This window comes from Streptomyces sp. NBC_01450 (assembly GCF_036227505.1).
Classification (GTDB): Bacteria; Actinomycetota; Actinomycetes; order Streptomycetales; family Streptomycetaceae; genus Streptomyces.
On sequence record NZ_CP109481.1, the window covers coordinates 221,311 to 233,763 of the forward strand.

General features: G+C 72.3%; 10 protein-coding genes and 1 pseudogene. 1 reads left to right on the forward strand and 10 read right to left on the reverse strand.

Annotation, left to right across the window (positions count from 1 at the left end):
* Window positions 1–18: 18 nt before the first annotated feature.
* The 8 genes and pseudogenes from OG568_RS49175 to OG568_RS49210 all read right to left on the reverse strand — a co-directional run bounded on the left by OG568_RS49175 (window position 19) and on the right by OG568_RS49210 (window position 9,408).
* Window positions 19–1,254: a PP2C family protein-serine/threonine phosphatase gene (locus OG568_RS49175; protein ID WP_266578643.1), complete on the reverse strand. Its 1,236-nt coding sequence runs from the start codon at window positions 1,252–1,254 to the stop codon at window positions 19–21.
* A gap of 677 nt (window positions 1,255–1,931) precedes the next feature.
* Window positions 1,932–2,576 (reverse strand): hypothetical protein, encoded by a 645-nt coding sequence (locus OG568_RS49180; protein ID WP_329529852.1) that lies wholly within the window; start codon window positions 2,574–2,576, stop codon window positions 1,932–1,934.
* A gap of 160 nt (window positions 2,577–2,736) precedes the next feature.
* Entirely contained in the window at window positions 2,737–3,201 is a 465-nt protein-coding gene (locus tag OG568_RS49185) for a DUF1153 domain-containing protein (RefSeq protein WP_329529853.1), read from the reverse strand.
* Between the two features lie 202 nt (window positions 3,202–3,403).
* Entirely contained in the window at window positions 3,404–3,997 is a 594-nt protein-coding gene (locus tag OG568_RS49190; RefSeq protein WP_329529854.1) for a hypothetical protein, read from the reverse strand.
* A 743-nt stretch (window positions 3,998–4,740) separates the two neighbouring features.
* A pseudogene (locus OG568_RS49195) lies at window positions 4,741–6,024 on the reverse strand (DUF6777 domain-containing protein); the annotation flags it as partial.
* 254 nt (window positions 6,025–6,278) lie between these two features.
* Window positions 6,279–7,439, reverse strand: a complete 1,161-nt coding sequence (locus tag OG568_RS49200; protein ID WP_443077503.1) for a serine/threonine-protein kinase — start codon at window positions 7,437–7,439, stop codon at window positions 6,279–6,281.
* 464 nt (window positions 7,440–7,903) lie between these two features.
* A complete protein-coding gene (locus OG568_RS49205) occupies window positions 7,904–8,638 on the reverse strand; it encodes an SDR family oxidoreductase (protein ID WP_329529856.1) in 735 nt (244 codons plus the stop codon).
* Between the two features lie 101 nt (window positions 8,639–8,739).
* Complete coding sequence (locus tag OG568_RS49210) at window positions 8,740–9,408, reverse strand: nitroreductase (protein WP_329529857.1); 669 nt, start codon at window positions 9,406–9,408, stop codon at window positions 8,740–8,742.
* Window positions 9,409–9,556: 148 nt separating this feature from the next.
* Here OG568_RS49210 and OG568_RS49215 point away from each other — a divergent pair, with 148 nt between their 5' ends.
* Entirely contained in the window at window positions 9,557–10,207 is a 651-nt protein-coding gene (locus OG568_RS49215; RefSeq protein ID WP_329529858.1) for an FMN-dependent NADH-azoreductase, read from the forward strand.
* 678 nt (window positions 10,208–10,885) lie between these two features.
* On the opposite strand, the gene OG568_RS49220 is transcribed toward OG568_RS49215, so the two are convergent.
* Together OG568_RS49220 and OG568_RS49225 are read right to left on the reverse strand one after the other, a co-directional pair.
* A complete protein-coding gene (locus tag OG568_RS49220; RefSeq protein WP_329529859.1) occupies window positions 10,886–11,380 on the reverse strand; it encodes an AAA family ATPase in 495 nt (164 codons plus the stop codon).
* Between the two features lie 159 nt (window positions 11,381–11,539).
* Window positions 11,540–12,025 carry a MarR family winged helix-turn-helix transcriptional regulator gene (locus OG568_RS49225; RefSeq protein ID WP_329536674.1) on the reverse strand — a complete coding sequence of 162 codons (486 nt, stop codon included), beginning with the start codon at window positions 12,023–12,025 and terminating at the stop codon, window positions 11,540–11,542.
* Window positions 12,026–12,453 lie beyond the last annotated feature (428 nt).

The window sequence follows — 12,453 nt, forward strand, 5'->3', positions numbered from 1 at the left end:
TTCGGCGGGGAGAACACGTCAAAGCCGTACGACGACCAGGGCGACGTCGTCCCGTCCGCCGCTGCTGACACCGAGGCGGGCGAGCAGCATGTCAGCCAGGCGTTCGGGAGCAAGACGGGTGTGGCGGGCGAGGGCGTCGGTGAGCCGGCGCAGGCCGGTGTCGATGTCCTCCCCCCGGCGTTCGACAAGCCCGTCGGTGTAGAGCACGAGGGTGTCTCCCGGGGTGTAGGGCAGCGCGGCCTGGGGACGGGGCATGTGGCGGGGGCGGGCTCCCAGCGGGGGGTCGGTGGCCTGGTCGAGCAGGCCGAAGGAGCCGTCGGGGTGCACCAGAACGGGCGGGAGATGGCCGGCACTGCTGTAGCGGATGCGGTGGCCCCGGTTGTCGATGACGGCCAGGGCCGCGGTGGTGGCCAGCGCCCCCTCCACCGAGCGGGCATACAGGCCCAGTACCTCCAGCGCTCTGGCCGGCTCGCGCAGGGCGCGGACCGCCGCGGACAGGGCGCTGCGGAGCATGCCCATCGCCGCGGCGGCCTCCAGGCCGTGCCCGACGACGTCACCGACGGCCACGGCGAAGCCGTCGGGCAGATCGACCACGTCGTACCAGTCGCCGCACACGTTCAGGGACCCGGCGGCGGGCATGTAACGCACCGCGATGTCCTGGTGGCCCGCCAGGTCGGGCGAGCGCAGCATGGCCTCCTGCAGGGTGACGGCGACCTGGCGTTCCCGGGCGTGCGCCTTGCGCAGCTCCTCGTTCAGCTGCTGCAGTTCACGCGCCCGCGCATACAGCTCGGCCTCCATCGCCTCCCGCTCGCCCAGCACGCTGATCCTCGGCGCGCGCAGGGAGCGGGAGAGGACGAACTCGGTCACGTCCTCCACCCGGTGGATGATCCACTCCACCTGCCCGTCCGCCCCCAGCACCGGGGTGTTGATCGGCGACCACCACCGCTCCTCGAACACGCCCGGACGGCCGGTGACGGGGATGTCGTACTTCTGCACCGCCATCGTGTCCGGTTCCTTCGAACGCAGCACCCAGTGCAGGGAGGCATTGAGGTTGCGCACCCCGTCGGCACCCGGGTCCGCGGGATTGTCGGGGAAGGCGTCGAACAGATACCGCCCGACCAGTTCCGCCCGCGTGCGGTTGGTCGCCACGAGGTAGGCCCGGTTGACATCCACGATCACCAGGTCGCGGCCCAGCACCAGATACGGGCTGGGCGTGGCGGCGAACAGCCCCCGGTAGTCGATCCGCTCCCTCACCACACGCTCTCCCTACCGCCCGGCCGCCCCGACGGCACGGTCCTCACCCCGCCCACGAACCCACTCGACCACGACACGGGGCCGGCCGCGCTGCGGGAGCCGGCCGGTGAGGCCGGCGGACACCCGCGGCGCCGCCCTGGACGGGATCAGCTCCACCAGCCGCAGGCCGGTGCGCGGCCGCAGGGCGCCGGCGGCCGCGCGCGGTCTTCCCGGGCCGGCCGATCCGCCCGGCCCGGGTCCGCCGCCGGCTGGACCGCGTCGCCCGCTATCCGCGGATGCGCATCCTGGCCTCGCACCGGGGAGGGGCACTGCCGCTGCTGCCGCGCCGGCTCGACGACCACCTGGCCTTCGAGTCCCCCGGGACACCCGAGCGGCCCTCGGCCGCCGTCCGCCGCCTCTGGTACGACACGGTCAGCCATGCGCATCCGCCGGCGCCGGCCGCCGCCGCGGCGTCCTTGGGAGCGGACCGCCTCGTCCTCGGCACGGATTTCCCCTACGAGGACGGGAAGGTGTTCCTGCGGGCCGTGGACCACATCACCGACTCGGGGCTCACCCCGCAGGAAGCCACGATGATCCTCGACACCACGCGGCGGACCTGCTCGGCCTGTCCGCGCCGTGACCCGCGCCATGACCCCGCAAACGCCGCCCCTCCCACCGCTTCAGGGGCAGGAGAGACGTCAGCCGCTGCCGCCGGTGCCGCCGCGGCCGCCCATGCCGCCGCTCTCACAGCCGAGCCCGAGACAGATCCCGCCGGTGCCGCCCTTGCCGCCGCGGCCGCCGTCGCCGGTGCCCACCGCGGCCCCGCCCGTCCCGCCGGTACCGCCGTTGGCGCTGCCGCCGCAGATCCCGGCGCAGATCCCGCCCTGCCCGCCGACACCGCCCTCACGGCCCGGCGCGCCGGCCGTACCCGTACCGCCGTTGGCGCTGCCGCTGCACAGCCCGGCGCAGATCCCGCCCTGCCCGCCGTTGCTCCCGTTGACGGTCCCGTTGCAGTTGCCCGCACACACCCGGTCACCGATCCGCACACTCCCGTCGCCCACCTTGACAGTGCCCAACGACCCACCGTCGAACGACCCACTGCCGAACAGCCCGCTGCCGAACTGGCCGCCGCCGCCCGGCTGAGTGCCGCCGACCGTCTGAGTGCTGCCGCCCGGCTGGGCGCTGCCGGCGGGAAGCTGCCGGGCGGCGGCCACCGCGGTCGTATGGCTCTGCGGTACCGGCGCCGCCATCGCGGCCGGCGCCAGCGCGCCGACCGCCACACCGGCACTCAGGGCGGTCGAGACCGTGAGACCGAGACGGACCTTCCAAGAACGCATACGCATGGCATTCCTCTTTCCAGTCTTTCCAGAGAATAATTTTCCGTACCGCGGTTTCCGCTGTATCGAATAAACCCGGCCGAAGGCCCCGCCGTCACGGCCCGTGAATTCGGGGCTTGACAGGAACGCCCCGGCCCGCACCGGGCCGGGGCGTTCAAAAATTTCCTCAGGAACCGAAGAGGGAATTCAGGCCCATCAGCGCGGCCCAGTCCCCGTCACGGACCTGCTTGTCCCAGGTGTCGAACTCCTTCTCCGAGATCTTGTACTTCTTGACGACGTCGTCCTTCTCCGCCTGGCCCGACTCCACGGTCAGCACGATCCGTATCTTGTCCACGCCCGTGAGTTCCGACTTGGGCTTGTCGGGCAGGTCGTCGAACGTGAAGCAGCCGAGCCCGCCGAGTCCGCCGGGCTTGCCGGGCTCTCCCGGCCGGCCGGGCTCACCGCCCTTGCCTCCTTCCCCGCCCTTCCCGCCTTCCCCGCCCTTCCCGCAGTGGGACAAGTCGGCCGGGGCCATCTGGCTGGTGCCTGTGACGGCACCCGGCGCCGCCTGGGCGGCGCACGCGGTGCCGGTGGCCAGGGCCACCGAGGCCACCGCCAGGACGAGCGGACGCTGCCAGCGAGTTCTGGACATGGGGGTTCTCCGTTTTCCTTGAAGCAAGGCTGTGGTTCTGCGGGCGCCGCGCCGGCCGTCCGGCTCCGCGCACTGGTCAATGGGGGTACGGGAGTGAGGGGTGAGGGGTGGGGGTGGGGGTGGGGGTGGGGGTGGGGTTCCTGGAGGGGTGAGTGGGGGCGGAGGCCGTGCGGACCTCCGCCCCACCAGGGGGGCGGGACGGTCAGAAGATGCTGCCGCCGCCGGCGCCACCGGCGCCGCCCAGGCCGCCGAAGAGGACACCGAGCCCGCCCGCGCCGCCCTTGCCGCCGTTGCCGCCCTCGAAGACACCGAAGCCGCCGTTGCCGCCCTTGCCTCCGTTGCCGCCGATGACACCGTCGCCGCCGGAGCCGCCCGAGCCGGCGCCGCCGCCGAACAGGCCGGTGCCGCCGTCGCCGCCCCTGCCTCCGTCACCGCCGATGACACCGTCGCCGCCGCCGCCACCGCCGCCGCCACCACCGCCGGACAGGATGCCGTCGCCGCCGTCGCCGCCCCTGCCTCCGTCACCGCCGACGCCCAGGACGCTGCCGCCGCCGGAGCCGCCGGAGCCCCCGCCGCCGCCGATGAAGCCACCGCCTCCGTCACCGCCGTCACCGCCGGCGCCGCCACCGTGGACGAAGCTCACGACATGCGCGGCGGGCATCGGGGCGGCCATCGCGGCGGACGCCGGAAGGACGATGCCCCCGGTGATCACCGCTGCCGAGGCGGCGAGTGTCGCAAGGCGGAAGCCCCGGCGCTTGGGACGGACATCGCTCTGGGTGTGAAAAATACGGGTCATGGGTTTTCTCCTACCGATACAGGGGGCTCTTCTGCCCGCCCCGGGAATTCGGGACGGCGATCGGCGGACCGCTTTACCGGGACCGCCACACCGGGACAAATTGCGGTTTCGGTGAAAGAGACAACCCTCCGCGAGGATTTCCGTCCTACCGTCCTGCCTCATTTCTTTTCCGGATTTCCATTCCGGTGAGGCCCGCACTTCAAGTAGGCCCCACAGGCATCGCACGGTCACGTTCCGAGGAGTCGTGACTTGACCAAGCGGAATCAATCGGGTAAAGCGTGCAAAAAAGACGCCGCACGGTGGTCCTGGGACACCGTGCGGCGTATGCGCGCCGCCCCCCGACAGCCCCCCGCCTCACCGCACTTCACGGGCCCCTCGGGCCCGGGCGGCGACCGGCGCTGCTAGGACCCCTCCGGGCCGGGCGGTTGCTGTTCCTGCTGCTGGTCCTCCTGCGGTTCCTGCTGCTGTTCCTGCCCTGTATCGGCGGGCGCGGGTCCGGAATTCTCAGGCGCCGTGTTCTGGGGCGCGGACGTCTTCGGCCCGGGTTCTAAGGAGGACGGGGCGGAGGACGGCTCCTGCGGCTTCGAGGACTCCCCGGACGACGGCGCCGACTGCTGCGACGACGGTGGTGACGACGGCTCGGAGGAACCTGGCGAGGACGGCCCGGACGACGGAGAGGACGGCTTGCCCGACTCCGACGAGGACTTGTCCTTCGACGGCGACGACTCCTTGTCGGACGCCGACGGTGACGACGGCTTCGACGACTCGGACGACTTGGACGGCTTGCCCGACTCGGACGACTTGGACGGCGTACCCGACTCGGACGGCTCAGAAGACTTGCCCGACTCGGACGACGACGGCTTACCCGACTCTGAGGACTTGCCCGACTCGGACGACTTCGACGGCTTACCCGACTCAGACGACTTGGACGGCTTACCCGACTCGGAAGACTTGGACGGCGTACCCGGTCCCGGCGAGGTTTTGCCGTTCGAGGGTGTCCGTTCCTTGCCCGGCGTGGACGGCCCTGTCGGAGGCGGGGGCGGGGGCGGTGTCGTCTTCCTGTCGTGCTCGCCGCGGTGGTCGCCCTGGTCGCGGGTGAACCAGTCGCCCTTCTCCGGGCCTGCCACGACGAACTTCTTCACCGGGCGGGGCGCGGGCACGACGACGACGACGTGCGAGGGCCGGTAGCCCGACCACGACTCGCCCACCGGCTTGGGGTCGGTCTGCTGCGCGGCCGGCGGTGTCATCGGGTTCCCGCAGGCGCAGCGCACCCGCGGTACTCCGCGGTCGTCGACCAGGACGGCGGTGCCCGCCTGCAGCACGGCCTGGTAGCTGGTGGCGGAGCCGTTGCGGTAGCCGTGGTTGGTGACCCGGGTGTCCGCCCGGAGCTGTACGGGGGTGAGGGTGCGCAGATAGCCGGGGACGGCGGAGGGCTGGATGCCCAGCACCGAGGCGAAGGCCGCGTTCTTCGACGGGGCCGCCCTGAGGGCGGTGATCTGCTTCTCCACGTCGCAGCTGGCGACGTTGCGTGTCCCGCCGTAGAGGCCGGGGGCGTCGCCGTTCACGCTCTGTGCCGCGTTGCCCGTAGCTGTGGAGGGCAGCGAGGGCGTCGCCGTCGGTGCGGCGCTCTCCTTCGCGGTCGACTCCGTGAACGGATCCGCGCCCGTGCTCCCGGCGGACTGCAGGAAGACCTCGCCCCGCTGCTGGTCCGAGGTGCCGTCGGAACGGGTGAACACGAGGATCAGGGCCACCGCCGCCACGATGGCGGTGGCGACCACGGCCACCCGGGGCGCGGACTTCCACCACGGATGGTGCGGGCCCCCGCCGCCGCCCGGGCCCCCGCCGCCGGGCGGCGGGGGCGGCGGTCCCGACCGCCCGCCGCCGCCGGGGCGGGTTTCGGCGTCCGGGGGTGCGGGCCGGTTCGGCTGGGAGGGACCCGCCAGCGGCCCCGACGGAGGACCTTTGGGACGGTCGGACGACGGTCCGGACGGCGACGGTAGGACGCTCACGAGCTCCACTCCCGGCATCGGGGTCTGCGGCACACAGGCCGACGGCACAGCCTCAGGAAACCCGCAACACAACCTCCAGCCGTCGGCCCCGCGCCCTCCCCCTCGCCCTCCGCCTCACCGGTTCCTCTTCACCCCATTGTGTGCGGCCCTCCCGCACACCTCGCAAGCCGACGGCCCCGCACACCGGCAGGAGCGGACACGGCCGGCCCAGGCGGACGGCGCACGGCCGGACGGGGGTACGGCGCGCGGCCAACCGGGGGTACGGCGCGCGGCTAACCGGGGGTACGGCCGAAGACCGGCCGGGCCCACCGGGGCGGATCCGGCACCGGGCCGGGCGCCGGAGCGGGTGCCGGGCCAGGTGCCGGAGCGGGTGCCGGGCCAGGTGCCGGAGCGGGTGCCGGGCCGGGCGCCGGAGCGGGTGCCGGGCCGGGCGCCGGAGCGGGTGCCGGGCCGGGCGCCGGAGCGGGTGCCGGGGCGGCTTCGGCGACCATGGGCACCACCTGGGTCGGCGCGTGCACGTCCTTGCCGCGAGCGATGCCGGTGCCGGCGCCGCTCGCGGCGGCCCGCAGTGCCGCCACGAACTCCAGGCAGGAGTCGTAACGGTCCTCGGGGACCTTCGCCAGAGCCTTGGCCAGTACGCCGTCCAGCGCCGGCGCGATGCCCTGCCGTTGCTCGCTCAGGGGCGGGGGCTGGTCGTACTGGTGCGCCCACAGCAGCGCCATGTCGTCGTCCCGCTGGAAGGGCGGGCCGCCCGCGAGGGTCTCGTAGACGACGCAGGCGAAGCCGTACAGGTCGCACCGGCCGTCCACCGGGCGGCCGGAGATCTGCTCCGGGGCCACGTAGTCGAGCGTGCCCACGAACTCGCCGACGGTCGTGAACCCGGTCAGCGACAGCGACTTCTTCGTCAGCCCGAAGTCCGTGAGGTAGACGTACTCGGGGTGATCGCTGTCCGTGCCCCGGGCCACCAGAATGTTGCCGGGCTTGACGTCCCGGTGCACCAGGTCGTGTTCATGGGCCGCGTCCAGCGCCGACGCCACCTGCCCGGCGATCCGCAGCGCGGTCGGCACCGGCAGCGGGCCGTCCCGGTCGAGCAGGGCCCGCAGATCCAGCCCCGAGACGTACCGCATGGCGATGTACAGGACCCCGTCCGTCTCACCGGCCTCGAAGACCGGCACGATGTGCGGGTGGTCGATCGCGGCGGCCACCCGCGACTCGTGCGTGAAACGGCGCCGGAAGGTGTCGTTGCGGGCCAGTTCCGGGGCGAGCAGCTTCAGCGCGACCGTACGGTCCAGACGCAGGTCCCTGGCGCAGTACACGACGGCCATGCCCCCGCGGCCGATCTCGCGCTCCACCCGGTAGCCCGCGATCTGCGCCCCGATCAGGCCCGAGGCCCGGCCGGAGTACAGCTCCATCCCCCCCGACGCCGCACCCATCACACACCGCCCCCGGCCCACCGTGCGAGCACCCCGGGACAAACCCCCGCGCCACCGGAACCGGCTCCCGGCGCGAATCCCGGCGCAGCCGCGTGGACGGGCCGCTCACCCATGCCCGAATTCTATCCAGCGCTCCCCCGGGCCGCTTGATCACAGCCGGTGCGCAGGCAGGCATCCCGAACGTGGCGCCGGCCCCGGCGCGGGACGCGAACCGGCCCACGCCGGGGCCGGCCGCCGCACGCACGGCCCGGGGCCCCCGGGCCGTGGCCCGACCGCCGCCCGGCCCCGGCCCCGGCCCAGCGGTTCACGGCCGGCCGGCATGAGGTGACACAGGCCTCGCAGACCTCATCGGCCAGGGCGTGCCGCAGACTGCCGCCCCCGGCCCTCCACGCCCTGCCCTCCACGCCCTGCTCCTCCGCGGCCTGCTCCTCCGCGGCCCGCACGCCGCAGAGGGCGTGAGCGGGTCAGGGCCGGGAGAGCCAGTCGGTGTAGCGGGTGGGGGCGAGGTGGGCGTTCTTGTCGGTGAGGACGTCACCCTTGACGGCGGCGAACATGCCGGCGGTGGGGTCGGTGACGACGGTGCGGCTGTCGCCCTTGCGGGACAGGGTGATCCGGCCCAGCTCGTCCAGGGGGAAGATCTCGGGGCCGGCGATGTTGCGGATGCCGTTCAGCGGGGCGCCCACGGCGACCTCCGCCACCGCGCCGGCCACGTCCTTGGAGGCGATCGGCTGGATCGGCGTGGCGGGCAGCCGGACGGTGTCGCCGTCGGCGGTCCAGGACAGGACGGCGTCCATGAAGTCCATGAACTGCGTCGCCCGCACGATCGAGTAGGGGACGGGCCCGGCCGCGAGGATGCTCTCCTGGAGCGCCTTGGCCCGGTAGTAGTCCAGCTCCGGCACCTGGTCCGTGCCGACGATCGAGAGGATGACGAAGTGGCCGACGCCGCCCTTGCGGGCCGCGGCCAGGAGGTTGTCCATCGAGGTCTGGAAGAAGGCCGGGGAGGCCTCGTCGAAGGTCGGGGAGTTCGTCAGGTTGACGACGACGTCGGCCCCCGCCACCGCCTCGTCCAGTCCCTGGCCGCTGATGATGTCGACTCCGGTGGACTGCGAGTGCGGTACCGCCTCGTGCCCGGCGGCCTTCAGATCCTTGACGACCTGTGACCCGATCAGTCCGGTACCGCCGATGACTGCGATCTTCATGACATGCCTTTCGTCGGAACTATGTCCGGAATATTCCACATGAACCCGCATACGGGCGCGGCGAGGAACGGCGCCCGGGCCCGCCGGAGGGGCAGGCGGTCTCAGTGACCGCCGACGAACGTGACCGTCTCGCCCAGCGGCGCGCGGCCCGTACGGGCGCAAGCCGCCCCGGCGTCCTCGAATCCGATCGACACGCCGCAGAAGAGGATCAGCCCGTCCGGGGGCGAGAGGACCTCCGCGACGGTCCTGTGATACTTCGCCCACGCCATCTGCGCGCAGCTGTGCAGCCCTTCGGCGCGCAGCAGCAGCATGACGGTCTGCAGATACATGCCGGCGTCGGACCATTGCGGCCGGCCCAGGTCGCGGTCGATGTAGCAGAACAGGGCGGCGGGCGCGCCGAAACACTCCCAGTTCGCGGACGCGGCCCTCTGGCGCGCCTCCAGGTCCTCGCGCGAAATGCCGAGCGCGCCGTAGCGCTGCTCGCCGAAGGCGGACCGGCGTTCGCGGTAGGGGGACTTCAGTACGGGCGGGTACTGCTCGTACTCCGGCTCGTCCCAGGGGTCACCCGCGGCCAGGCGCTCGCCGGCACGCTTCTTGAGCTCGGCCAGCGGCCCGCCGGTCAGCACGTAGACGTGCCACGGCTGGAGGTTCGACGCGGACGGCGCCCAGGCCGCGGCGGACAGCACCCGCTCCAGCACCCCTTCCGGGACCTGCCGGCCGGTGAATCCGCGCACCGCCCGCCGGCTCGTGACCGCCTCATAGACGTCCAAGACCGCCCGCCTCCCGTTCGCTCAGCACACCCATCTCCGTCACACTCGATACAGTATCACTCAATACTATCTCGTGTATAACTATCTCTGCGTACAAATCCTCCGCCCCGGGCTCCCCGGCCCGGGCACCGCCCTTGGGAGAACGTCCATGGCCACGCTGCTGCACATCGACTCGTCCGTGTTCCCCGCCGAGGCGTCCTCGTCCCGCTGCGTCACGGACGCCTTCCGCAAGGCCTGGCAGGAACAGCACCCGCAGGGCACCGTCATCCACCGCGACCTCGCCGCCAGCCCCGTCCCGCACATCACCGCCGACGCCTGGTCCGCCGACTACGCCGCCCCGCGCGAGCACACCCCCGGGCAGTCCGCCGCGTTCGCCGCGCGCGTGCAGCTCATCGAGGAACTGGAGCAGGCGGACGCCGTCCTGATCGGCGCCCCCATGTACAACTACTCGATCCCCTCGACCCTCAAGGCATGGCTGGACAACGTGCTGCTGCCCGGCCGCACCGCGGGCCCGGCCCCCTCCGCCCAGGGCACCCCGGCCGTCGTCGTCGCCAGCCGCGGCGGCTCCTACGCACCCGGCACCCCGCGCGAGGGCTACGAATTCGTACAGAACTACCTCAAAGCCGTCCTCCAGGGCACCCTCGGCCTGGACCTGGACTTCATCGTCCCGGAACTCACCATGGCCCCCCGCAACCCGGCCATGTCCGAACTGATCCCCCTCTACGAGGCCTCCCGCGAGCGCGCCTTCCAGGACGCGAACGCCAAGGCCAAACAACTCGCAGAACGCCTCGCCGCATGACCCCGGCCGGACAGCACCCGGCCGCTCCACACACGGCGCAGATACAGGCAGGCACAGGTACAGGTACAGGTACAGGTACAGGTACAGGCACAGGCACAGGCACAGGCACAGGCACAGGCACAGGCACAGGCACAGGCACAGGCACAGGCACAGGCACAGGCACAGGCACAGGCACAGGCACAGGCACAGGCACAGGCACAGGCACAGGCACAGGCACAGGTGCAGGTGCAGGTACAGGTACAGGTACAGGTACAGGTACAGGTACAGGTACAGGCAGGCACAGGTGCAGGTGCAGGCGGGTGCGGGTGCAGGCGGGTGCGGGTGCGTTCCGGCTGCGGCGGTGCGGGTGCGGCTCCGGCTTTGCGCTGCACGCAGTCCACGACGGTGCGGGCCGGGCGCACCAGGCACCCGTCCCGGCCGCACCTACAGCCCGTCCCGGCCAGGGCCGCCTTCGCAGCACCGACCGCCGCACCGACAGCACTGCGGGCCGTGGCCGCCCCGGCGAGGGACTTCGGCCTGAAGCCCTCGCCGGGCCGGCGAGGGCTTGGCCACGGACCCAGCCCACGTGCGGGCCGGGTCCTGCCGCCGCGCGCGATCAGAAGCACACCCGCACGGACGGCGGGTCAGAGGCACACCCGCACGGACGGCGGGCCGGCGGGCGGGCACCGAAAGAGCCCGTCATCCACGCCGGCCCAAAGACGGTTCGCCGAAGAGAGCAGGCTCGTCATCGCCGGGAGCCTGGAAGAGCTTCACGTACTCCTCGATCAACTCGCGGCCGACCGGGACGGTCCCCGGCCCGCCCTCCCGGCTGCAGGCTTCGAGGCGGCGGCACAGCCCATCAACCGGGGCGGCCAGGCAGTGCAGTTCAACCGAAACGCCGAGTGCGCGCGCTCCCGCACGCTTCTCGTCCCGCTCAGAACGCGCCCAGAAGCCGAACTCCAGGATCACCGCCCGCCCCAGCCTCAGCAACTCCCGGGCATGCTCCCACAACCACCCCTCGAGCCGGCCGCGCATGCACTCATCGAACAGGCCGATACCGAGAGCCGCCATCCATGCGTCCGGGCACAGACGCACCGCTGGAACCCCGCCGGCCAGACGCTCGGCCAGCGCCGTCTTCACCCAGCCGGAAAACCCGCACAGCAAGATCAGAGCAGCCCCAGGACGCGCCGCCATCAGACACCTCCACCGCACCACTGCCGCAAGGCCACTCCAGCCTGCTCGCGCAACCACCAAACCGCTCCATCGAACGGAAACGGTTTCCGCCAGGCAGACCCGCCGGCTGCGCAGCGGCCAAACCCGCCCGCGCGGCAGGCAGCCGGAGCACGGGCACACTTACACCTGACCGCCCGCGGGATGGGCGAACCGGGTCAGCAGATCCCTCAGCCGCTCGGCCTCACCGGGCCCCAGCTCGGCAACCAGACGCCCCGCCAGCGGCTCCGCCGCCACATGAGCCGCATCGAACAACTCCACACCCTCAGGCGTGATCTCCACCGCCCGCACCCGCCGGTCCCCCGGAACACCCCTGCGCACAGCCAGCCCCTTGCGCTCCAGGTCATCCACCACCCGCATGATCCCCGCCTTGTCCGACCCCGTCGCCGCCACCAGATCCCGCTGCACCGTCGGCCCCCGGTCGACCAGCACGATCAGCACAGCGAAATGCCGCAACTCGATACCGAGCGGCCGAAGCGCCTCCTCCATCACCCCGGCCGCACGCCAATGCGCCCGGCGCAACAGCAGACCGAGAGCGAAAGGCGAGGCATCCCCAGGACGGTCGGTCACACGCGAGGCGGTAGCTGTGTACGGAACACCGGCGGCCATGAGACCACACTACAACCACCCACTCACTCAATACGGTCTCACCTGAAACCAAATACGGGCATGCCCACCGCAACCCTGCCACCTCACGCCAGAACGCCCGCCAAGACCACAGCACAGCCCACCACCCACGGCCGCCAACACCCACAGACAGTCCAACCGCACCCCCAGCCGCACCCCCAGCCGCACCCTGCCCCACCCGTCCAGCCAGATACCAACACCCAACAAGCCAGCCCGAACCCCCCACCAGGACACAGAACCGACACCAGCACCGCACCAAACCCCGTCCACCCCGGAGAAAACCTCCACCACCCCAGAGCAGCACCCCCCGAGACCAACACAGACAGACAGCCAACCCCTCCCCCGCCGCAGGCCCCCCGGCCCGATCCCGACCCGAACGGCACACACCAGCCAGCACACCCACAGACACC

Excerpts from the sequence above, each read along its gene's own strand:
- OG568_RS49180 (WP_329529852.1), bottom strand. The coding sequence starts at position 2,576 with ATGCGTATGCGTTCTTGGAAGGTCCGTCTCGGTCTCACGGTCTCGACC.
- OG568_RS49185 (WP_329529853.1), bottom strand. The coding sequence starts at position 3,201 with ATGTCCAGAACTCGCTGGCAGCGTCCGCTCGTCCTGGCGGTGGCCTCG.
- OG568_RS49190 (WP_329529854.1), bottom strand. The coding sequence starts at position 3,997 with ATGACCCGTATTTTTCACACCCAGAGCGATGTCCGTCCCAAGCGCCGG.
- OG568_RS49200 (WP_443077503.1), bottom strand. The coding sequence starts at position 7,439 with ATGGGTGCGGCGTCGGGGGGGATGGAGCTGTACTCCGGCCGGGCCTCG.
- OG568_RS49205 (WP_329529856.1), bottom strand. The coding sequence starts at position 8,638 with ATGAAGATCGCAGTCATCGGCGGTACCGGACTGATCGGGTCACAGGTC.
- OG568_RS49215 (WP_329529858.1), top strand. The coding sequence starts at position 9,557 with ATGGCCACGCTGCTGCACATCGACTCGTCCGTGTTCCCCGCCGAGGCG.
- OG568_RS49220 (WP_329529859.1), bottom strand. The coding sequence starts at position 11,380 with ATGGCGGCGCGTCCTGGGGCTGCTCTGATCTTGCTGTGCGGGTTTTCC.
- OG568_RS49225 (WP_329536674.1), bottom strand. The coding sequence starts at position 12,025 with ATGGCCGCCGGTGTTCCGTACACAGCTACCGCCTCGCGTGTGACCGAC.